24 protein-coding genes are annotated in these 18,475 nt (G+C 65.4%); 17 read left to right on the forward strand and 7 right to left on the reverse strand.

The window, feature by feature from the left end:
• Window positions 1–960, forward strand: a 960-nt coding sequence (locus M3498_11375) for an aminotransferase class I/II-fold pyridoxal phosphate-dependent enzyme (GenBank protein MDQ3459885.1), incomplete at its 5' end; no start/stop codon positions are given.
• Window positions 961–1,803, forward strand: a complete 843-nt coding sequence (locus tag M3498_11380; GenBank protein MDQ3459886.1) for a shikimate dehydrogenase — start codon at window positions 961–963, stop codon at window positions 1,801–1,803.
• Here the strand turns inward: M3498_11380 and M3498_11385 are convergent.
• Both M3498_11385 and M3498_11390 read right to left on the reverse strand, forming a co-directional pair.
• Entirely contained in the window at window positions 1,760–2,017 is a 258-nt protein-coding gene (locus M3498_11385; protein MDQ3459887.1) for a hypothetical protein, read from the reverse strand. The genes M3498_11380 and M3498_11385 overlap by 44 nt on opposite strands.
• A gap of 60 nt (window positions 2,018–2,077) precedes the next feature.
• On the reverse strand, window positions 2,078–2,827 hold the full coding sequence (locus M3498_11390; GenBank protein ID MDQ3459888.1) for a CDP-alcohol phosphatidyltransferase family protein: 750 nt from the start codon (window positions 2,825–2,827) through the stop codon (window positions 2,078–2,080).
• A gap of 106 nt (window positions 2,828–2,933) precedes the next feature.
• Here M3498_11390 and M3498_11395 point away from each other — a divergent pair, with 106 nt between their 5' ends.
• From M3498_11395 to M3498_11445, 11 genes are all read left to right on the forward strand, one after another.
• Window positions 2,934–3,779 carry a metallophosphoesterase gene (locus tag M3498_11395; protein MDQ3459889.1) on the forward strand — a complete coding sequence of 282 codons (846 nt, stop codon included), beginning with the start codon at window positions 2,934–2,936 and terminating at the stop codon, window positions 3,777–3,779.
• Between the two features lie 283 nt (window positions 3,780–4,062).
• Window positions 4,063–4,524 carry a hypothetical protein gene (locus M3498_11400; GenBank protein ID MDQ3459890.1) on the forward strand — a complete coding sequence of 154 codons (462 nt, stop codon included), beginning with the start codon at window positions 4,063–4,065 and terminating at the stop codon, window positions 4,522–4,524.
• Window positions 4,525–4,732: 208 nt separating this feature from the next.
• Window positions 4,733–5,053, forward strand: a complete 321-nt coding sequence (locus M3498_11405) for a hypothetical protein (GenBank protein MDQ3459891.1) — start codon at window positions 4,733–4,735, stop codon at window positions 5,051–5,053.
• Window positions 5,054–5,082: 29 nt separating this feature from the next.
• Window positions 5,083–5,691 (forward strand): YsnF/AvaK domain-containing protein, encoded by a 609-nt coding sequence (locus tag M3498_11410; protein MDQ3459892.1) that lies wholly within the window; start codon window positions 5,083–5,085, stop codon window positions 5,689–5,691.
• A 169-nt stretch (window positions 5,692–5,860) separates the two neighbouring features.
• Window positions 5,861–7,195, forward strand: a complete 1,335-nt coding sequence (locus M3498_11415) for a YsnF/AvaK domain-containing protein (GenBank protein MDQ3459893.1) — start codon at window positions 5,861–5,863, stop codon at window positions 7,193–7,195.
• Window positions 7,196–7,302: 107 nt separating this feature from the next.
• Entirely contained in the window at window positions 7,303–7,968 is a 666-nt protein-coding gene (locus M3498_11420; protein MDQ3459894.1) for a YsnF/AvaK domain-containing protein, read from the forward strand.
• A gap of 81 nt (window positions 7,969–8,049) precedes the next feature.
• The gene (locus tag M3498_11425; protein ID MDQ3459895.1) at window positions 8,050–8,910 is read left to right on the forward strand and encodes an SDR family oxidoreductase; all 861 of its coding nucleotides are present in this window, start codon (window positions 8,050–8,052) and stop codon (window positions 8,908–8,910) included.
• A gap of 35 nt (window positions 8,911–8,945) precedes the next feature.
• A complete protein-coding gene (locus tag M3498_11430; protein MDQ3459896.1) occupies window positions 8,946–9,386 on the forward strand; it encodes an SRPBCC family protein in 441 nt (146 codons plus the stop codon).
• Between the two features lie 3 nt (window positions 9,387–9,389).
• Window positions 9,390–9,620, forward strand: coding sequence for a ChaB family protein (locus M3498_11435; GenBank protein ID MDQ3459897.1), 231 nt, complete (start codon window positions 9,390–9,392; stop codon window positions 9,618–9,620).
• Window positions 9,621–9,886: 266 nt separating this feature from the next.
• Window positions 9,887–10,885 carry a hypothetical protein gene (locus M3498_11440; protein ID MDQ3459898.1) on the forward strand — a complete coding sequence of 333 codons (999 nt, stop codon included), beginning with the start codon at window positions 9,887–9,889 and terminating at the stop codon, window positions 10,883–10,885.
• 90 nt (window positions 10,886–10,975) lie between these two features.
• Complete coding sequence (locus M3498_11445; GenBank protein ID MDQ3459899.1) at window positions 10,976–12,058, forward strand: DNA topoisomerase IB; 1,083 nt, start codon at window positions 10,976–10,978, stop codon at window positions 12,056–12,058.
• Between the two features lie 34 nt (window positions 12,059–12,092).
• On the opposite strand, the gene M3498_11450 is transcribed toward M3498_11445, so the two are convergent.
• The 4 genes from M3498_11450 to M3498_11465 form a co-directional block, all read right to left on the reverse strand.
• Window positions 12,093–13,367 carry a YihY/virulence factor BrkB family protein gene (locus M3498_11450; protein ID MDQ3459900.1) on the reverse strand — a complete coding sequence of 425 codons (1,275 nt, stop codon included), beginning with the start codon at window positions 13,365–13,367 and terminating at the stop codon, window positions 12,093–12,095.
• Window positions 13,368–13,719: 352 nt separating this feature from the next.
• Window positions 13,720–13,953, reverse strand: coding sequence for a hypothetical protein (locus M3498_11455; protein ID MDQ3459901.1), 234 nt, complete (start codon window positions 13,951–13,953; stop codon window positions 13,720–13,722).
• A 114-nt stretch (window positions 13,954–14,067) separates the two neighbouring features.
• Complete coding sequence (locus M3498_11460; protein MDQ3459902.1) at window positions 14,068–14,739, reverse strand: HAD family hydrolase; 672 nt, start codon at window positions 14,737–14,739, stop codon at window positions 14,068–14,070.
• A gap of 52 nt (window positions 14,740–14,791) precedes the next feature.
• Window positions 14,792–15,574, reverse strand: a complete 783-nt coding sequence (locus M3498_11465; protein ID MDQ3459903.1) for an SDR family oxidoreductase — start codon at window positions 15,572–15,574, stop codon at window positions 14,792–14,794.
• 197 nt (window positions 15,575–15,771) lie between these two features.
• On the opposite strand from M3498_11465, the gene M3498_11470 reads away from it, so the two are divergent.
• The 3 genes from M3498_11470 (at window position 15,772) to M3498_11480 (ending at window position 17,113) form a co-directional block, all read left to right on the forward strand.
• The gene (locus M3498_11470; protein ID MDQ3459904.1) at window positions 15,772–15,987 is read left to right on the forward strand and encodes a heavy-metal-associated domain-containing protein; all 216 of its coding nucleotides are present in this window, start codon (window positions 15,772–15,774) and stop codon (window positions 15,985–15,987) included.
• A 64-nt stretch (window positions 15,988–16,051) separates the two neighbouring features.
• Window positions 16,052–16,630 carry a DUF305 domain-containing protein gene (locus tag M3498_11475; protein ID MDQ3459905.1) on the forward strand — a complete coding sequence of 193 codons (579 nt, stop codon included), beginning with the start codon at window positions 16,052–16,054 and terminating at the stop codon, window positions 16,628–16,630.
• Window positions 16,631–16,705: 75 nt separating this feature from the next.
• Window positions 16,706–17,113, forward strand: coding sequence for a four-helix bundle copper-binding protein (locus tag M3498_11480; protein ID MDQ3459906.1), 408 nt, complete (start codon window positions 16,706–16,708; stop codon window positions 17,111–17,113).
• A gap of 441 nt (window positions 17,114–17,554) precedes the next feature.
• On the opposite strand, the gene M3498_11485 is transcribed toward M3498_11480, so the two are convergent.
• Window positions 17,555–17,767: a hypothetical protein gene (locus M3498_11485; GenBank protein MDQ3459907.1), complete on the reverse strand. Its 213-nt coding sequence runs from the start codon at window positions 17,765–17,767 to the stop codon at window positions 17,555–17,557.
• Window positions 17,768–18,318: 551 nt separating this feature from the next.
• On the opposite strand from M3498_11485, the gene M3498_11490 reads away from it, so the two are divergent.
• Window positions 18,319–18,475, forward strand: a 157-nt coding sequence (locus M3498_11490; protein ID MDQ3459908.1) for a S8 family serine peptidase, incomplete at its 3' end; no start/stop codon positions are given.

An 18,475-nucleotide genomic window follows, 5' to 3' on the forward strand; every position in this document is an offset into this window, starting at 1 on the left:
ACCGTCAACCGTCTCCAGGCCGTGGCCGCCGAGATGACCGGCTTCGAGGCCGGGCTCTTCATGCCGTCGGGCACCATGACCAACCAGACCGCGCTGGCCGCGCACACCCGGCGCGGCGAAGAGGTGATCGCGCCCGCGGGCGCGCACATCTACGAGTATGAGCTGGGCTCGATGGCGGTGCTGGCCGGCCTGATGCCGCGCCTCGTGCCCGCGCCCCTGGGCGTGCCGGAGGTCAGGGACATCAAAGCGGCGATTCACCGCGGCGTCCACCAGGCGCCGACGGGCTTGATCAGCCTCGAGAACAGCCACAACAAGGCGGGCGGGACGGTGGTGCCACTGGCGCGCACGCGCGAGATCGCCGAACTCGCCCGCGCCGAGGGCCTGCCCTTTCACCTGGACGGCGCCAGGGCCTTCAATGCGGCGGCCGCCTTGGCTGTCTCCATCGCCGAGCTGTGCCGGGGCTTCGACTCGGTCTCCATCTGCCTCTCCAAGGGCTTGGCGGCGCCGGTCGGCTCGGTGCTCTTGGGCTCAAAGGACTTTATCGCCCAGGCGCACCGCTACCGCAAGATGTTCGGCGGCGGCATGCGCCAGGCGGGTATCCTGGCGGCGGCGGGCGTGGTGGCCCTGGAGACGATGACGGAGCGCCTGAGGGACGACCAAGCTCGAGCGAGGGTTCTGGCCGAGGGGCTCGGCAAGATGGACGGCGTCGAGGTGGACCTGAAGACGGTGCAGACCAACATGGTCTACCTGTCGGTGATCGACGCGCCGGCGCTGGCTAAGGGGCTGGCGGCGCGCGGCGTGCGGGTCGGCGCCCTGGACGCGCACACCGTCCGGCTGGTCACCCACTACCAGGTGGGTGACGAGGACATCGCGCGCGTGCTCGCCGAGATGGAGGTCGTGCTCGAGCGCAGCCAGACCCTGAGCGCCCAGACCTCGAGCGCCCAGACCCTGGGGGGCTAGGTGAAGCGGGCCTTTCTCCTCGCCTACCCCGCCGGGCACTCGCTCAGCCCGGCTATGCACAACGCCGCCTTCGCGCACCTGGGCCTCGCGGCGCGTTATGAGGCGCTCGAGGTGCGGCCCGAGGCGTTGGCCCTCGTCGCTGCCACCTTGCGCAGCGACGAGGTCCTGGGCGCGAACGTCACCATTCCTCACAAAGAGGCGGTCATCCCCTTTCTGGACGGGGTGGACGAGACGGCGGCGCGTATCGGCGCGGTCAACACCGTGGTGAACCGGGGCGGGCGGCTCACCGGCTACAACACCGACGCGCCGGGCTTCGGGCGCGCTTTGGCGGAGGCGGGCTTGGCGCTCCAGGGGCGCCGCGCCCTGCTGCTCGGCGCGGGCGGCTCGGCGCGGGCGGTCGGCTATGCGCTCTTGAGGGCGGGGGTGTCCTGTCTGGGCGTCTACAACCGCAGCGCCGAGCGGGCTGAGGCGCTTGCTGGCGACTTCGCCGCGCTGGGGCCGGTTCATGCGCTCGAGGCGGGTGCGCTCGAGGGGGCCGTTCTAGCGGCCGACCTGCTCATCAACACCACCGCGGTCGGCATGGTGCGCGCTAGCCGGGACCCGGACGCCTCGCCGCTGCCGCCGGGCGTCCTGCCCGAGCGCGGCTTCGTCTGCGACCTCGTCTACCGGCCAGCCAAGACCCGTCTCTTGCGTGAAGCCGAGGAGGCGGGGTTGAGGACGCAGAACGGCCTGCCCATGCTCGTCTACCAGGGCGCCGAGGCCTTTGGGCGGTGGACGGGGCGGGAGCCGCCCGTGGCGGTCATGATGGCGGCGGCTCTGACGGCTCTGGAGGCCGCTCCTTAGCTTCAGGCGCGGGGCTCTCCGGCAGAGGTTCCGGCAGAGGTTCCGGCAGAGGCTCCGGCAGAGGCTCCGGCGGGGGCGCGTCCTCCCGGCTGATGAAGTCGAGCGGGACGCCGAGCCCGTCGGCCTTGGTGGAGATCAAAAAGACGTGGTCGCCCGCCTCGAGCACGGTCTGGCCGCGCGGCGGGATCAGCTCACCGCTCCGGTAGATGGCCAAAAAGCCGTTGCCGTTAGCGGAACGCCAAGCGCGAGGTAAGAGACGCCGCGCCGGGACTTCTCAATGGGCCTCCTTCGCGGCCGCGCGGGAACGGAAGTCGAGGATCATCGAATAGATGAAGTAGTAAGCGGGGTAGAGGAGCGAAACGAAGAGCACGGCCCGCTGCACGGGTCCGGGTTCCCAAAAGAGCGCCAGGAGGCAGAGCGCGCTCCAGACGAGCGCTAGGACGTAGTTGACGGGCCGGTGGCGCGGCAACCGGGTGAGATAGAGGTAGCGCAACGGCACGAAGACCATGAGCGCTAAGCCCAAGACGATCAGCGTGTTCAAGAGGGGCGGCGTCTCGAACAGGTAGAGGTAGAAGACGACGATGTTCCAGTAGCTCGGAAAGCCCAGGAAGAAGCCCTCGGCGTCGAGCTTGGCGCTGGTGCGCGAAAAGCCGAAGGCGCTCGCGAACATGGCCAAGGCGGCAAAGGCCGCCGCGGGCGGGGCGAGCAGGCCCGTCTCGAGCGCGAACAGCATCGGCAAGAAGACGTAGCTCACGTAGTCGATGATGTCGTCTAGGCGCCTTCCGTCGATGCTGGGCGCGGTCTCCTTGACCTTGAGTTTGCGGGCCAGGCTGCCGTCGGTCGCGTCGATGATCACGGTGACGGCCATCATGAGGAGCGCCCAGGTGTAGCGGCCCTGCAAGATGAGCTGCGCGCTCAGCGCGATGAAAAAGACCGTGGACGCGGTATAGATGTGGGCGACGTAGCCCCGGCGCGCGTTGGCTCCTTGGAGAGCGCGCTGGCGTTTGGAGGTTGGGCGGCTCACCGCACCATTCTAAGGGCAAAGCGGCACAGGCTTGGTGCCGCTTTGCCCCTTCGGCGCGCCCGCGCGGGACTGGTCTTGCCCCACGGGCTGCGCTAAGCTGGGGTCGATGCGCTTGGCCATCATTTCGGATATTCACGGCAACCTCCACGCCCTCGAGGCGGTCTTGAGGGACCTGCGCTCGCAGGGCGCCGACGAGTTCGTCGTCAACGGCGACATGGTCAACCGCGGCCCCAACAACGTGGCGGTCTTGGAGCGTCTGCTCGCCGAGGGCTGCGTCCTGACGCTCGGCAACCACGACGACCTGATCCGCAAGTGGGTCGAGCGCGACGGCGACCTTCCCGCGGCCTGGTTCGAGGACCCCTTCTGGGAGGGCACGGCCTGGGTGGCCAGGCAGCTCGAGGAGGCGGGTTGCATCGCCGCCCTGCGCGACCTGCCGATGACGCACAAGGTAACCGTCACGGGCGCGCCTACCCTGCTCATCTCCCACGGCAGCCCCCGGCACTACCGCGAGGGCTACGGCAAGTTCTTGAGCGACGCCGACATCGCCGAGATCGTACAGAACCATCCGGCCGACATCCTCATCGGCTCGCACACCCACCGCGCGATGGTCCGGCGGTGGGCGGACTACCGCGTCCTCAACACCGGCGCGGTCGGCGCGCCCTTCAACGGCGACCCCAGAGCGCAGTATCTGCTTATGACTCTGAGCGGGGGTGACTGGCAGGCCGACTTCCGGGCGGTGAGCTACGACCGTGAGGGGGCGCTGGCGGCCTTCGAGGGTCTGGGCTACCTGCCCGCCGGCGAGCTCAGCGCGCACATCTTCAGGGAGGAACTGCGCCTGGCCAAGCCCCTCTACGCGCCCTTTTGGATGTGGACGGAAGCCGCGGCGCGGTCGCGGACCTGGCAGAGCTGGCGCGCCTTTTGCCGGCAAGCCCCCGATCGCTTTGACTGGTAATTTTTGCATCCCAAGGGTTTCACCATAACGAAAGCTTTCGTTGAGGAAGCTCGCGGCTACCCGGGGCTCTTCACGGTTGCTCAGGGCGACTTTGTGGCGAGGCATATTGTCAGCTTCGGGCCGGGAGCGTTTGCTTGATACTTGAAAGGGTTTGGCTGAACAACCCGCTTGGCTAGCTGCCACAGGATCATCTGCTCGTCTGATCGTTTGGTGGTTTAGTCTCAGCGCGTGTTTGGAGGCTGGGTTCTCCAAGCGCAAGCCGTGGTCCGAAAGGAGGCCAGATATGCCTACCGCGATTGCCATCTTCGACGACTCGAGCAGCCTGCAGCGGGCGCTCGACGACTTGCACTCGAGCGGAATCGCCAGTGACAGGATTCGCGTCGTCGAGGGCGCGGAAAGAGGAGCCCAAGGCGCATCAGCCGACGAGGCGGTGGGTGAGGACGGGATTACCGGCCGGGGAGCGTTGCCCGGGGGGACGCCTATGGCGACTTCGGTCGGCGTCGGACCTTATGTCGCGCCGGGAAGCAGTAGCGGCACACCCATGCCCGCGGCGGTAGCGGGCAGCCTCGGCGACTCCCTGAGCGGATTCGATGTCGACGGGGACGAGGCGCGCTACTTTGGCGACAGCCTGGATGAAGACAGCCACCTCCTCGCCGTCAAGGTAACCGGTGACGAAGATGCCAGGCGCGTCTACGACATCTTCCGCACCGCAGGCGCCAACCGCTCGAACGAGCCCGGCCGCTAGCTCATGAGGCCGTCATCTCCGGAAGCCTGTCAGGCCAGGCAATGAGGCTGTCCGGCGCCCAGTTCTTCTGATGTCACCCGTCTGATGTCACCCGGCCTCGTCAGCGTCAAGCAAATTTTCATCACCTTCGAGCAAACACACGAAAGGAATCACCATGGCACGCAAACCAGACGACCGTCCCGCGAATCGCGACAAAATTCAGGAGCGAGTGACCACGCCCCCCGTTCCCGCGGACCCGAACCTCGATGACGCGACCCTCAACGATCCGACCCTCACCGACCCGACCCTCAACGATCCGACCCTCACCCAGCCGACTCCGGGTGCGGCGAGCGGTTCCGTTCCGTCTCCGGTAGGGCCGATAGACGACCCTGCTCGAGACCCCACTCGAGACCCCACTCGAGACCCTGCCGAGTCCGAGGGGCGGGTCGGGGTCTACGACCGGCCCGCGCGCAGCGGCCCTTCCGCGGTGGTTATCGGCGTGATCGTCCTCGTTCTCATCATCTTGGCGCTCGTCTTCTTCTTCAGATAAGTTCTTCTTCAGATAAGGACGTAATAACCATGAACCATCTCAAGAACCAGGAGCTGAAAGACAGCGCGGGCGCGCGCGGGCGCGTCGTGGAGGTGCGCGGCGACGACGCCGTGGTCGAACTCGAGCAGGGCGGCAAGGTGCTGATGCCGGTATCGAGCGTGCGCGAGGAGGGAAGCGGCTTCGTTAGCGCCTTGGCCTTTGCGGACGCGGGAGTGCGTGGGCGCGAGGCCGGGACCCTCGAAACCGGGACCCTCGAAGGTGAAGCCGTCATCCCCATCGTCGAGGAGACCCTCGAGGTCGGCAAGCGTCAGCGGACGACCGGTGGCGTGCGCCTCACCAAGACCGTCCACGAGCGCGAAGAGGTCGTCGAGGCGCCCACCGTCCACGAGGACGTCGAGGTCGAGCGCGTCAGCATAGACCGCGTCGTCGAGGCACCCGTGGCGGTGAGGCAGGAAGGCGAGACTACCATCTATCCCGTGCTCGAGGAGGTGCTGGTGACCGAAAAGCGCCTCGTCCTCAAGGAGGAGATCCGCGTCACCAAACGGCGCTATGAGACGAACGAGCCGCAGCGCGTGACGCTTCGCCGCGAAGAGGTTAACGTCGAGGAGATCGGCACCGCCGACGAGCCGGTGCGCTAGTCGCCCCGGCCACTATACCTGCGCGGCCGCAGGGCGGCTGCACCGTTCGGTTCCACCAGCAGTTTGGTAGCCCTCCTTACACTGTGTGAAATTTGAAATGATAAGAGGATAACAATACTTTCATTGGTCACGAATGGCTAAGCTCGTGGCCCGCTTAAGGAGACTCACCATGGCAAAGACAGTTGTAGCTCTATACGACGACCTTGGAGAGGCGCAACAGGCCGTCCGCGATCTGGCCGACAGCGGCTACAGCCGCGACGAGATCAGCCTTGTCGCCAACGCCTCGGCCGACGACTACAGCCGCTACTTCGACGACGAAGGGCGCTACACTGAAAGCACCGACACCTACGCCGACGACGACGTCGACGTCAGCGAGCGGCGCGCCGCCGAAGGCGAGCTGACGCCGGCCGAAGGTGCGGGTGCCGGGGCCGGGATCGGCGCCACCATCGGCGGCATCGGCGGCCTGCTCATGGGCCTCGGCCTGCTGGCGGTGCCGGGGGTCGGACCGGCCTTGGCGGCGGGGCCGCTGGCCTCCGCGCTCATAGGCGCCGGGATCGGCGCCGCTGCGGGCGGCTTGATGGGTGCGCTCGTCAATGCCGGCGTGCCCGAAGAGGAGGCCGGTTACTACTCCGAGGGCGTGCGCCGCGGCGGCTCGCTGGTATCGGTGCGGGCTGAGGACCCCGAGGCCGAGCGCGCCGTCGGCATCATGGAGCGCCACAACCCCGTCGATGTCGAACGCCGCGCCACCGACTGGCGCGAGGGCGGCTGGACGGGCTACAGCACCGACGCCGAACCCTATACCGCCGACCAGATCGCCGAAGAGCGCGGTCGCTACGGCGCCTCTCGCGGAGCCGTCAGTACCCCCCGCGTCGACCGAGCCGCAGACGGTGATCGCGACTACAGCGACCGTGGCGGTAGCGTCGGTGCAGGGGACACCCTCGAGGTCGTCGAAGAAGACCTTCAGGTCGGCAAGCGCCAGACTCAGGAGGGCGGCGTGCGCGCGGAAACCCACGTCACCGAGACCCCGGTAGAAAAGGACGTGCGTCTCAGGGAAGAGGAGGTGCACGTGGACCGCCACCCGGTCGACCGGCCCGCGGGCGACGCCTTCAAGGAGGGCAGCGTCGAGGTGCGCACCGTCTCCGAGGAGCCCGTGGTCGAGAAGCGGGCACGGGTGATCGAGGAGGTCGTGCTCAGCAAGGATGCAAACGAGCGCACCGAAACCGTCCGCGACACCGTGCGCCGCACCGACGTCGACATCGAAGAGCTGAACGCCGACTCCCGCCGTCACTACGACAGCACCTTCGAAACGACCGACTACGACTACGACCAGTACCGTCCGGCCTACGGCTACGGCCACGACCTCGCCGGCCACGAGAGCTATAGGGGCCGTGACTGGGACGAGGTCGAGCCCGACGCCCGGCGCGAGTGGGAAGCGCGCAACCCCGGCACCTGGGACGAGTTCAAGGACGCCGTGCGCCAGGGCTGGAACAGGGTGAGGGGCTAGGCATACGCCAAGGGCTTTCTCGTGAGGATTTCTCACGGTTTGTAGAAGCCGACGTTGGGCCTGATAGCAGACCCAAAAGTATTCAAGTAGCACTACCAGGAGGAAACATGAGCGACAAGGACAAAAACTTCAGAAACCGCAAAGACAACGACCTCCACGATAAAGAAGCCACCACCAGCCGCACCGAGGATGATGTTCTCGAGGTCGTCGAAGAAGAGGTCAAGGTCGGCAAGCGCCAGACCGAAGAGGGCGGGGTGCGCGCCACCACCCACGTGACGGAAACCCCCGTCGAAAAGGACGTGACGCTGCGCGAGGAGCATGTAAACGTCGAGCGCCGTCCCGTCGACCGTCCCGCCGATGCTGACGCCTTTAGAGAACAGGCCGTCGAGGCCAAGACGGTCTCCGAAGAGGCGGTCGTGAGCAAGCAGGCGCGGGTGATCGAGGAGGTCGTGCTCAGCAAGGACGTAAACGAGCGCACCGAAACCGTCCGCGACACCGTGCGCCGCACCGACGTCGACATCGAGCAGCTGAACGCCGATGCCCGCCGTCACTACGACAGCACCTTCGAAACGACCGACTACGACTACGACCAGTACCGTCCGGCCTACTCCTACGGCCACGACCTCGCCGGTCACGAGAGCTACCGTAACCGCGAGTGGACCGACGTAGAGCCCGACGCCCGGCGCAGTTGGGAAGAGCGCAACCCCGGCACCTGGGAGGAGTTCAAGGACGCGGTTCGCCAGGGCTGGAACCAGATCCGGGGCCGGGCCTAACCGACCCCCGTCAGGCTGCGCGGCAAGCCGCGCAGCCTGACTCATGCAGTCTGACTCATGGAGAAGCAGGTCTGGAGAAGCATGTCCGACGACAAACGGCAACAACCCCCCCAGGAGCAGGACCGGCGGCCCGGCCTCGAGACCGAGATGCGGCCGCAGCCGGCCTTCGACCGGCCCGACTACAAGGGCAGCGGCAAGCTGGACGCCAAGGTGGCGCTCATTACCGGCGGCGACTCGGGTATCGGTCGCGCGGTGTCGGTGCTCTACGCCCGCGAGGGCGCGGACGTAGCTGTCGTCTACTTAAACGAGCACGAGGACGCCGCGGAGACGAAGCGCCAGGTCGAGGAGGAGGGGCGTCGCTGCCTGCTCATTCCCGGCGACATCGGCGACGAGGGCTTCTGCCGGGAGGCGGTCGAGAAGACCGTTCGGGAGTTCGGCTCGCTCGACGTTCTCGTCAACAACGCCGCCGAGCAGCACCCGCAGGAGAGCCTCAGCGATATCAGCAGCGAGCAGCTCGAGCGCACCTTTCGCACCAATATCTTCGCGCAGTTCTATCTCAGCAAGGCCGCTCTAGAGCACCTGAGCGAGGGCAGCGCCATCGTCAACTGCGCTTCGGTCACGGCCTATCAGGGCAACCCCAAGCTGATCGATTACTCGGCGACCAAGGGCGCCATCGTGGCCTTTACCCGCTCGCTCTCGCAGGCACTCGTCGAAAAGGGCATCCGCGTCAACGCGGTGGCGCCCGGCCCCATCTGGACGCCGCTCATCCCCTCGACCTTTCCCGCCGACGAGGTGGCGAGCTTCGGCTCGCAGGTGCCCATGAAGCGCGTGGGCCAGCCCGAAGAGGTGGCGACCTGCTTCGTCTTTCTGGCCTCGGATGACGCGTCTTATATGACGGGTCAGGTCCTGCACCCCAACGGCGGCAACGTCGTCAACGGTTAGGGAGCCCTTGGCCTTAGCTTTGGAAAGGAAGGACTATGGCAGACACGGAACACGTCACCAAAACGATCAGGGTGAACTCGAGCATCGACGAGGTCTACGGCATCTGGTCCAACTTCGAGAACTTCCCCTACTTCATGGACAACATCACGGAGGTTAAACGTTCGAATGGCCACAGCCACTGGGTGATGGAGGTGCTCGGCCAGAAGGTCGAGTGGGACGCCGAGACCACCCGCATGGAGGAAAACCGCGAGATCGCTTGGAACAGCACCGACGGCGACATCGAGACGAGCGGCCGGGTGCTGTTCAGAGAAATCGCTCCGGATGAGACCGAGGTCGAGCTGAGCATGGCCTACGTGCCGCCCAACGTCATCGCCAAGGTCTTCGCCAACCCTGAGGGCAGGCTCGAGAAGGACCTCCAAAACTTCAAGGCCTACGCGGAGGGCCGAAAGGGCGGCGCGGAGGAGCTGAAAGGATAAGCGATGCCTTATCACAAGCTGAGCGATCTGCCCGAGAGCGTGCGGGGCAACCTTCCCAAGCACGGCCAGGAGATTTACCGGGCGGCGTACAACAGCGCCTGGGAGGAGTACGAGGATCCCGGTGAGCGCCGCGGCGACGCCTCGCGCGAGGAGACCGTGCACCGGGTCGCCTGGTCGGCGGTCAAGGGCTCCTATCAGAAGGACGACGGTCGCTGGCGTGAAAAGGACGGGTGACGAGGCAAGTGCCAGCTCTCCATCGATCAAGGATGCCATCATGCCTTGAACTTGAACAACAGCCTGAATAACAGCAAGCGTTTGAAGCAGAACTCACGACCACCTCGAGAAGGACCGGCTAGGGCCCTCCAAAATCAGAACAACGCAACGCTTGACCCATTACGCTTGGTGACTGAACGGTTTTATCTGGTCGCGGCCGTTAAGGCTGCGCGCCAAGGTGGCGAGCCGAACTTCATGAACGACACAATTGCATCTGGAGGCACAACATGTCAGACAAGAACAGGGCGGGTGCTCGCAAAACGGAGCGCCCAGCCAAGACCGACCTCGACGACAATCCCATAACCGAGCCGCGTGTGGGCGTTTATCCTGAAAGGGAAGCGAGCTATAGCAGCGGCGGGCGCACCCCGGTGGTCAGCCGCGTGTCCTGGGGCGCGGTGTTCGCGGGTACTCTGGTCGCGCTCATGACCCAGATTTCGCTCACTCTGCTCGGTCTCGGCATCGGGGCGGCTACGGTCAGCCCGGCGACGCAACAAAATCCCTTCGAGGGCCTGGGCATCGGCGCGATCATCTGGTTCGGTCTGACCGTCCTGGTGTCGCTCTTTGTCGGCGGTTGGATCGCTGCTCGGCTGGCGGGCATTCCGCGCGACTTCGAAAGCGTCATGCACGGTATCATCACCTGGAGCGTGGTGACGCTGGTTTCGTTCTACCTGCTCACCACCGCCGTGGGCAGCCTGATCAGCGGGGCGGCCAGCCTGGTGGGCGCGGGCCTGTCGGCCGCCGGACAAGTTGCCGGTCAGGCTACCGATGCGCTCGGTCCCGAGGCGGCCCAGGCCGTCGAGGACGCCCTCGAGCAGCGCGGCATCACCCTGCAGACGCTCCAGGACGACGCGGCCGAGGTGCTCGAGCAGGCGGACAGCGAGCAGCTCAACCAGTTTGTCGGCAACCTCGTCACCGGCGACCCGGTGACCCCGCAGCAGCGCGAGGAGGCGATCACCGCGCTCGAGGAGGGGACCGACTTGAGCCGCGCCGAGGCCGAGCAGACGGTGGACGGCTGGATTCAGACCTCCGAGGAGGCGCAGCAGACCTTCGCCGAGGCTGAGGCCACCGCCCGCGAGGTGGGCGAAGACGTGGCTACCGGCGTCACCGCCGGCGCGCTCGGGGCCTTTGTCGCCACCCTCTTGGGTGCCATCGCCGCGGGCTTGGGCGGCAGAGTCGGTACGCCGCGCGATATGCCTGCTCTTACCGAGGCGAGAACCCGACGGTAACCCGACGATAAATCAGAACACCGAAGCCGGGAGTCAGAATAGCAGCTAATGCTTCTGACTCCCGGCTTATGACCCCTGTATCCTCAAAGGATGGAGCCCGTCACCACAGACCCGATCGAGGTCGCCAAGGAGGCCGCCAAGGTCGCCAAGCTTCGTTACGTCTCGGATGAGCGCCCTGGCCTTCGTCGCGAGCGGCGCGGCAAAGGCTTCAGCTACCGTGAGGCCGGGGGCAACCTCGTCAAGGACGAAAAGACGTTGGCGCGCATCAAGAGCTTGGCGGTACCTCCGGCCTGGACCGAGGTGTGGATTTGCCCCAGCCCGAGCGGACACCTGCAGGCGACCGGGCGCGACGCTCGCGGCCGCAAACAGTACCGCTACCACCCGCGCTGGCGCGAGGTGCGCGACGAGACCAAGTACAGCCGCATGATTGCCTTTGGCGAGGCCCTGCCCAAGATCCGCGAGCGGGTGAGGGAGGACATGAGCCGCCGGGGGCTCCCCAGGGAAAAGGTCCTGGCGACCATCGTGAGGCTGCTCGAGTCCACCCTGATCCGCGTCGGCAACGACGAGTACGCGCAGGAAAACAAGTCCTACGGCCTCACCACCATGCGCGACCGTCACGCTCGGGTCAGCGGTTCGAAGCTGGAGTTCGCCTTTCAGGGCAAGAGTAGCGTCAAGCACCACATCGAGCTCAAGGACAAGCAGCTCGCCAGCATCGTCAAGCGCTGCCGCGACCTGCCGGGCTACGAACTCTTTCAGTACCTGGACGAGGACGGCGGACGCCGCAGCGTGGATTCGGGCGACGTCAACGACTACCTCAAGGAGGTTGCCGGCGAGGACTTTACCGCCAAGGACTTTCGCACCTGGGCGGGCACCGTCTTGGCGACGATGGCCCTCCAGGAGTTCGAGGCCTTCGACTCCCAGGCGCAGGCCAAGAAGAACGTGCTGGCCGCGATCGAGTCGGTGGCGAAGGAACTCGGCAACACCCCGGCCATCTGCCGCAAATGCTATGTGCATCCCGAGGTGCTGTCGTCTTACCTGGACGGCTCGCTCATCGAGACGCTCAAAAAGCGCGCCGAGAAGGAACTGGCTGAGTCGCTGACCGAGCTCAAGCCCGAAGAGGCCGCGGTTCTGGTCTTCTTGCGGGCGCGGCTCGAGGGCGAAAGCAGAGCCTAGCCAACGCTTGCTCCGTCTTTGCCGCTACGGACGCCTAACGTCTGTTTTTGCGTTTGTCGCCGCGCCCCAGCAGCCTCGAGGCGGCCGTCAGCACCCCGCCGAGCAGGAGCGACAGCGGCGTCTCCCTCCTGTTCGAGGCTTGAGCGCGCGCCCCTGTGGCGGGCGCTCCGCGTTTGCGCGACGCCGGCTTCGTGGACGCCTTTTGGACCTTTTTTTGCGATTGTTGCAGCTGTCTTTGTGGCTTTTGCCCCGTGCGCGGCGGCGTGGCGTAGGCTCCGGCGGGGTCGTCGCGGATCAGCCGGGCCCGCTCCTGCGCGCTCAGCATCCCACCCGCGTACTCGCTTTCGGCGCTGTGGCGATGCGCCTCGTCGAGATCGACCTCCTCGAGGTCCCGCGCCTCCTCGCCGCGCGCCGCGGCGATCTGCTCCTTGATCAGATTGCGCTTGTAGCGCTGCTCAGCCGGGATGTTGACCGCGTCCTTGTCGGGCAGGATGTTCTCACCGCGCACCTTGGAGTAGACCTGGGTGAACTCGGCGCCGAAAAAGAGGATCTGCGCCGAGTAGAAGACCCAGATGAGCAGGGCGACGAGCGACCCCGCCGCGCCGTAGACCGAGGTGACGCCGCCGCCGCCCAGGTAGATGCCCATAGCGATCCGGCCGATGGTAAAGAGCACGGCGGTCACGAAGGCGCCGAGCCAGACGTCGCGCCAGTGGATCTTGGCTTCGGGGATCACCTTGAAGATCAGCGCGAAAATCCCCATAAAGAGCGCCAGCGACACGGCGATCTCCACGACGCGCCAGACCCAGCCGCCGGGTAGCGTCGCCTGCAAGCCGGTGAGGACGGTACTCAGGACCACCGAGGCCAAAATCAGCAGGCCGATAGCCAAGACGATGGCAAAGGCAAAGAGGCGGTTTTTAACCGTGTGCATGACCCCCGCGCGAGGGTCGGCGGCCACATCCCAGATCTCGTTGAGCGAGTTCTGGAGCTGCACGAAGACGTTCGAGGCGCCGATAAGGGCAACGATCAAGCCAAAGGCAAAGGCGAGGCCCGCGCCTTGGTCGGCGGCATTTTCGGCGATGGTGCCGATCATCTCGGCGCCGCCCGGACCCAGCACCTCGCTGGCCTGGTTGACGAGTTGCTGCTGGGCTTGCCCCTCGCCAAAAAAGAGACCCACCACGGCCATCAAGACGATGACCAGGGGCGCCAACGAGAGCACGGTGAAAAAGGCCAACGAGGCCGCCAGGCGCGTGGCGTTGTCCTTGCCCCACTTGGTGATGATCGCCTTAAGGAACTCGAGCGCCTTCTTCACCGGCGTCTACCGTGACCCGTCATTCCTGGACCCGTCGTTCCTGGACCTGTCATCTTTGATGTACCCCGTTCCGGGGCGTATAAGATAAAGCCCCCTCCAAGCAAGTCTAACAAGTCTAAGAGGACGGCTGTTTCATTTTTCCCACTCAGCTCGAGCACCAGGTCCGCTCGAGCACCAGGTCCGCTCGAGCCTCACCCTCTTGACCTCACCTCTTCGGGTCGTGACCCCAGTTCATAAGCGAGGAGTACCAGGCAGTGAGCTTCCTCACCACCTTGCCGGTGGTCCTGCTTGCCGGTGGTCCTGCCCTGCGAGGTGTTCCAGGAGACGCGCTCGCCCTGCTCGAAGCTCGCCACTAGACCCGGTCGCGCGCCTCGCTCACGCCCCCCTGCTCGGCGCAGTGGGCGCAACAGAAAAAGGTGCCGTCCGCCTCGATACCGTGCCCGGCGATCTTGACGCCGCAGTGGCTGCACTTGGGCGCGAGCGCGTGAATCGCGCACTCGAACGAATCGAAGGTGTGGCTGGAGCCGCCCATGACGACCTCGAAGGCCTTGTCGTAGTCATTGCCGCAGACTTCACACTGTGCCATGCTTCCTCCTTTTCAAGCTGTCGTGATCAAGCTAATTGTGATCAGGTTACTCGAGCCTGGCCGCCCCGTCTGTACCCGCGCTTGCACAGACGCCCTGGGATGACGTTCTCTGGGCTAGGGCCTGGGGTCTCCCGCTAGCGGCGAGAGGTCGTAGTGCTCGAGCAGGTCGGCCGGGTCGTCGTAGATAGCCAGGGCGCCCGCCAGCCCCTCGTCGTCCCAGCCGCCACAGCGAAAGGCGATGACGCCGACGCCGGCCCTGGCGGCCGCCTCGAGGTCGTAGGGCGTGTCGCCCAGCATGACGACCGCCCCGGCGGGCAGGCCCAGACTACGAAGCGCCGCCTCGACGGTGTCGGGGTCGGGCTTGGACTGCTCGGCGTCGTCCTTGGAAGTCGCCTCTTCGATGAGCTCGTCCGCGCCGACGCGCTCGAGCATGGGCCTGAGCTCGTCCTCCTGCGCCGACGAGGCGACCACGAGCCTGAGCCCGCCCTCCTTCATGCGCTCCAGAAGCGCTCTCGCCTTCGGAAAGGGCTCGAGCCCCGGCAGAAAGCGCTCCTTGAAGATGTCGCCGCGGCGCTCGCTCACCGCCTTCCCTGCGGGGCTGTCCTTGTCAATGCCGAGTTCGGGCAGCAGGTTGTCACCGCCCATGCCGATGAGCGGGCGGATGCGCTCGAGGGCTATGGTGTGGCCCTCTTCGGCGAGCGCCTGCTCCCAGGCTCGAGCGTGGGCGTCGTTGCTGTCGATGAGCGTGCCGTCCATGTCCAATATGACCCCGCGAAACTCAGTCACCTTTTTCTCCTGTCTTGACCCCCCCAAGGACGGGGTCTCGCTCGGCCCGGCGCTAGCCCTGGAGCAGCGACTGCGCCCCGTCGATCCACACCTCGGTGCCGGTGATGTGGCTGGACATGTCCGAGGCCAAGAAGAGCGCGAGCTGCGCGACCTGCTCCGATGTCCCGGCTTCCTTGCCGGTCAGGGGAATCATGCCCTCGGGAAACTCGACCGGCAGGCGGATGCTTTCCAAGCCCTCGCGCTCGGTGTTGTCGTCGATGTCGGTGTCGATGGCGCCGGGGCAGATGACGTTGACGCGGATCTTGTGTTTGGCGAGCTCGACCGCGAGCATCTTGGTCATGGCCACCTGGCCGGCCTTGGACACCGCGTAGGCGGTCGCGCCGGTGTTGGAGAACATGCGCGTGCCGTTCACCGATGAGGTGACCAAGACCGAACCGCCCCGCGCCTTCAGGTGCGGCACCGCGTACTTGATGGTCAAAAAGGTGCCGCGCAGGTTGGTGTGGAGCGTCTCGTCCCAATCGTCGGGCCCCAACTCCTCGATGGGCGCCCACAGGCCGTTGATGCCCGCGTTGGCGAAGACGACGTCAAGCCGTCCCCAGCGGTCCACCACCTGCTCATAGGCCGTTTTCATGGCGTCGGCTTCGGAGATATCGGCGACGATATGCATCGCCTCGTGACCCTGACGCTCGAGCTCTTCGGCCAGCCTCTTGACCTCGTCCTCGGTGTGGCTGAGGGCGGCGATCCTGGCACCCTCCTTGGCGAACAGCCTGGCGCTGGCCTCGCCGATGCCCGACCCCGCTCCGGTGATGACCGCGACCCGGTCTTCAAGCTGCATAACCGACCTCCCTTTTCATGTTTGCCTTTTCATGTTGCCATTAGAAGGCTTGGGGCGTTACCAAACTCTGGCCGGCGAGAGGGAGCGTCCTTTGTGCCCTCGCACCCTGACAGCTCGAGCCTCGGCCGCTAGCATTAAACCCACCCCACCCTGGGTGGGACGTTATGAACTGGAAGGAGACAGCGATGACGACAGCGATGACGACAGAACTCAACGTCACCGGCATGACCTGCGGCCACTGCCGGAGCGCCGTCCAGCGCGCCCTCACGGAGGTCGAAGGCGTCGACACCGCGACGGTGGACCTCGAGGCCGGCGTGGCGCGGGTTGAAGGCGACGCCAAACCGGAAGCCCTGGTCGCGGCGGTCCAGAAAGAGGGCTACGGCGCGACCGTCGCGGGCGCTCAGAGCGGCTAGCTGTTTGGAGCAGTGGTTTGGAGCAGTGGTAAGGACAAAGGCTGAACCCAGAGAGGAAGACCTGATGAAAGAACCGAAGCGAATCACCGCCATCCTGATGCTGGCGCTTGTCGCCGCCGCCTTTTCCCAGGGTATGGACCATAGCCAGATGGGACACGGGGGTGCCGATAGCCCCCTGGCCGACCTCGAGGGTGAGGCCTTCGAAGTCGGCTTCCTGTCGATGATGATCGTTCATCACCAGGGCGCGGTGGAGATGTCCGAGTGGATTTTGGAGCGCACCGAGCGCCCGGAACTGCGCGAAACCGCCGAAGCCATCATCGCCTCTCAGGAGGCGGAGATCGAGATGATGAGCGAGTGGCTGCAAGGCTACGAGCAGGACAGCGACCCCGAGATGGTCGAGACGATGCCCGAGATGATGCGGAGCGACAACGACATGATGATGCAGGAGATGATGGCCTACGAGGACGCCGACATCGGCTTTCTGACGATGATGACGGAGCACCATCAGGGCGCTATAGACATGGCGCAACTGGCGCTCACTCGAGCGACGCGTGCGGAGCTGAGGACCTTGTCACGGGACATCATCACCCAGCAAGCAGAGGAGATCCACGACTTTCAGGAGTGGCTGGCGAGTTGGCACTGAAGCCGCTACCCCTGGGACACCGTCACACGCTTTTTCAGTAACGAGCAACGAGTAACGAACCACAGGAGGGTTTAGATGAACCGCATCCAGGACATGTTGAACACCCATCCCAAAGGCGTCGCCGTGGACGTGACGGCACTCGCCGAGTGCCTCGAGGCCTGCTTCGAGTGTACGCAGGTCTGCAACGCCTGCGCCGACGCCTGTCTGGGCGAGGAAGACGTCAAGGATCTCGTCTACTGCATCCGCACCGACTTGGACTGCGCGGCTGTCTGCAACGTCACCGGAGGGGTGCTGCTGCGCCAGACCGAGCCGAACCGGGCCTTGCTGCGCGCGCAACTCCAGGCTTGTGAAACCGCCTGCCGGGTCTGCGCCGAGGAGTGCGAAAGGCACGCCGCCCACATGGCGCACTGCAAACTCTGCGCCGAGTCCTGCCGCCGCTGCGAGAGCGCCTGCCAGAGCCTGCTGTCGGTCCTTCCCGCTTAGCAGGCGCGGGCTTAGCAGGCGCGGGCGCGGCGTGCCTCGTCGCTCGAGCCTGAGGACGCCGCGCCCGTAACGGTCTCCAGCCGCTCTGCCGGAGGTGTGACGGCGAGCGCGTGCTCGAGGTCACGGCGCGGTGTCGAGAACACCGCGCCGCTTCCTTGGAAGCCGCTCTCGGCCTTCTGCTCCTTCAGCCTGCGTTGTACTCGAGTGCCGACTCCCTTCGGAAGCGCCTCGCGGCTGACCGTGAAGGGGCAAATGATTCGTGCAGGACGCGAAGCAGGGAGTGGAGATTAGAATAAAGTAAGTGTTTACTTGACAAACGTTCATAAGCCCTTGATTTGAAATCCTTGCTAAAGTTATACTTGGTTCATTAAATCTTCACTTGCGTCGTGAATCACAATGTGCAGCTTCTGAGTAGGGGAAAGGAGAAGAGCAATAGCTTAGTTAGCAAGCATCCGGGCGGCCAGTGGCCCGGAACGGATCCAGCCCTGCGCCGGTAGAGCCTGTCAAACAGACAACAAGAGCCTGCTCGAGGTAGCCCATGTCGAGGTGCCGAAGACTCACCGGCAAGCGAAAGAAGAAAGCGAAAGAAGAAAGCGAAAGAAAAAGAATAAAGAATAAAGAATAAAGAATAAAGAATAAAGAATTGAGGAGCATAAATGAAGAATCATAAGTCAACCTGGGTGATCTTGCTGATCGTGTCGCTTTTGATGGCGGCTTGTAACACCTTGCAGCCAAATGTGAATGATGAGGCCGCGCTTGCTCCGCAGGCGGTTCAGCAACTCTTCCCGACCACGCCCCTGCCCGCGCTTGATCTGACCATGCGGGACGAGACCCCGGCCCTCTGGTTCGTCGAGTTCACCGCTCCGCCCAGAGCCAAGGGTGGCGCCGCCGCGACGCTCCGCAACGAGCGCGCCGCCTTTGCCAGGGAAGCCGTGGCCGAGGGCGTCCAGTATCGTCAGCGCCTCAACTTCGGCAGCCTCTTCAACGGCATCTCGGTCGCGGCCAGGCCCTCGGAAGCGGCCAAGTTTACCACGCTGCCGGGCGTCACCGGGGTCTATCCGGTGCTTGAAATCGACGCGCCCGAACCCGAGTTCGGCACCGCCCCCGACATGGCGACGGCCCTCGGCATGACCGGCGCCGACGTCGCCCAGGACGAACTGGGTCTCAGCGGTAGCGGCGTCAAGGTCGCCATCATCGACACCGGCATGGACCTCGGCCACCCCGACTTCGGGAATCGCATCGTCGCCGGTTGGGACTTCGTCGGCGACGACTTCGGTGAAACCCGCGTGCCCGTGCCCAGCGACAACCCCAACGACTGTAACGGTCACGGCACCCACGTCGCCGGCATCGTCGGCGCGAGCG

It is taken from the genome of Deinococcota bacterium, from assembly GCA_030858465.1.
Lineage (GTDB): Bacteria > Deinococcota > Deinococci > Deinococcales > Trueperaceae > JALZLY01.

What these genes read in the sequence shown, in the direction of transcription:
- M3498_11395 (MDQ3459889.1), top strand. Translation starts at nt 2,934, where the DNA reads ATGCGCTTGGCCATCATTTCGGATATTCACGGCAACCTCCACGCCCTC.
- M3498_11400 (MDQ3459890.1), top strand. Translation starts at nt 4,063, where the DNA reads ATGCCTACCGCGATTGCCATCTTCGACGACTCGAGCAGCCTGCAGCGG.
- M3498_11410 (MDQ3459892.1), top strand. Translation starts at nt 5,083, where the DNA reads ATGAACCATCTCAAGAACCAGGAGCTGAAAGACAGCGCGGGCGCGCGC.
- M3498_11415 (MDQ3459893.1), top strand. Translation starts at nt 5,861, where the DNA reads ATGGCAAAGACAGTTGTAGCTCTATACGACGACCTTGGAGAGGCGCAA.
- M3498_11420 (MDQ3459894.1), top strand. Translation starts at nt 7,303, where the DNA reads ATGAGCGACAAGGACAAAAACTTCAGAAACCGCAAAGACAACGACCTC.
- M3498_11425 (MDQ3459895.1), top strand. Translation starts at nt 8,050, where the DNA reads ATGTCCGACGACAAACGGCAACAACCCCCCCAGGAGCAGGACCGGCGG.
- M3498_11430 (MDQ3459896.1), top strand. Translation starts at nt 8,946, where the DNA reads ATGGCAGACACGGAACACGTCACCAAAACGATCAGGGTGAACTCGAGC.
- M3498_11435 (MDQ3459897.1), top strand. Translation starts at nt 9,390, where the DNA reads ATGCCTTATCACAAGCTGAGCGATCTGCCCGAGAGCGTGCGGGGCAAC.
- M3498_11440 (MDQ3459898.1), top strand. Translation starts at nt 9,887, where the DNA reads ATGTCAGACAAGAACAGGGCGGGTGCTCGCAAAACGGAGCGCCCAGCC.
- M3498_11445 (MDQ3459899.1), top strand. Translation starts at nt 10,976, where the DNA reads ATGGAGCCCGTCACCACAGACCCGATCGAGGTCGCCAAGGAGGCCGCC.
- M3498_11455 (MDQ3459901.1), bottom strand. Translation starts at nt 13,953, where the DNA reads ATGGCACAGTGTGAAGTCTGCGGCAATGACTACGACAAGGCCTTCGAG.
- M3498_11465 (MDQ3459903.1), bottom strand. Translation starts at nt 15,574, where the DNA reads ATGCAGCTTGAAGACCGGGTCGCGGTCATCACCGGAGCGGGGTCGGGC.
- M3498_11470 (MDQ3459904.1), top strand. Translation starts at nt 15,772, where the DNA reads ATGACGACAGAACTCAACGTCACCGGCATGACCTGCGGCCACTGCCGG.
- M3498_11475 (MDQ3459905.1), top strand. Translation starts at nt 16,052, where the DNA reads ATGAAAGAACCGAAGCGAATCACCGCCATCCTGATGCTGGCGCTTGTC.
- M3498_11480 (MDQ3459906.1), top strand. Translation starts at nt 16,706, where the DNA reads ATGAACCGCATCCAGGACATGTTGAACACCCATCCCAAAGGCGTCGCC.
- M3498_11485 (MDQ3459907.1), bottom strand. Translation starts at nt 17,767, where the DNA reads ATGCTCCTCAATTCTTTATTCTTTATTCTTTATTCTTTATTCTTTATT.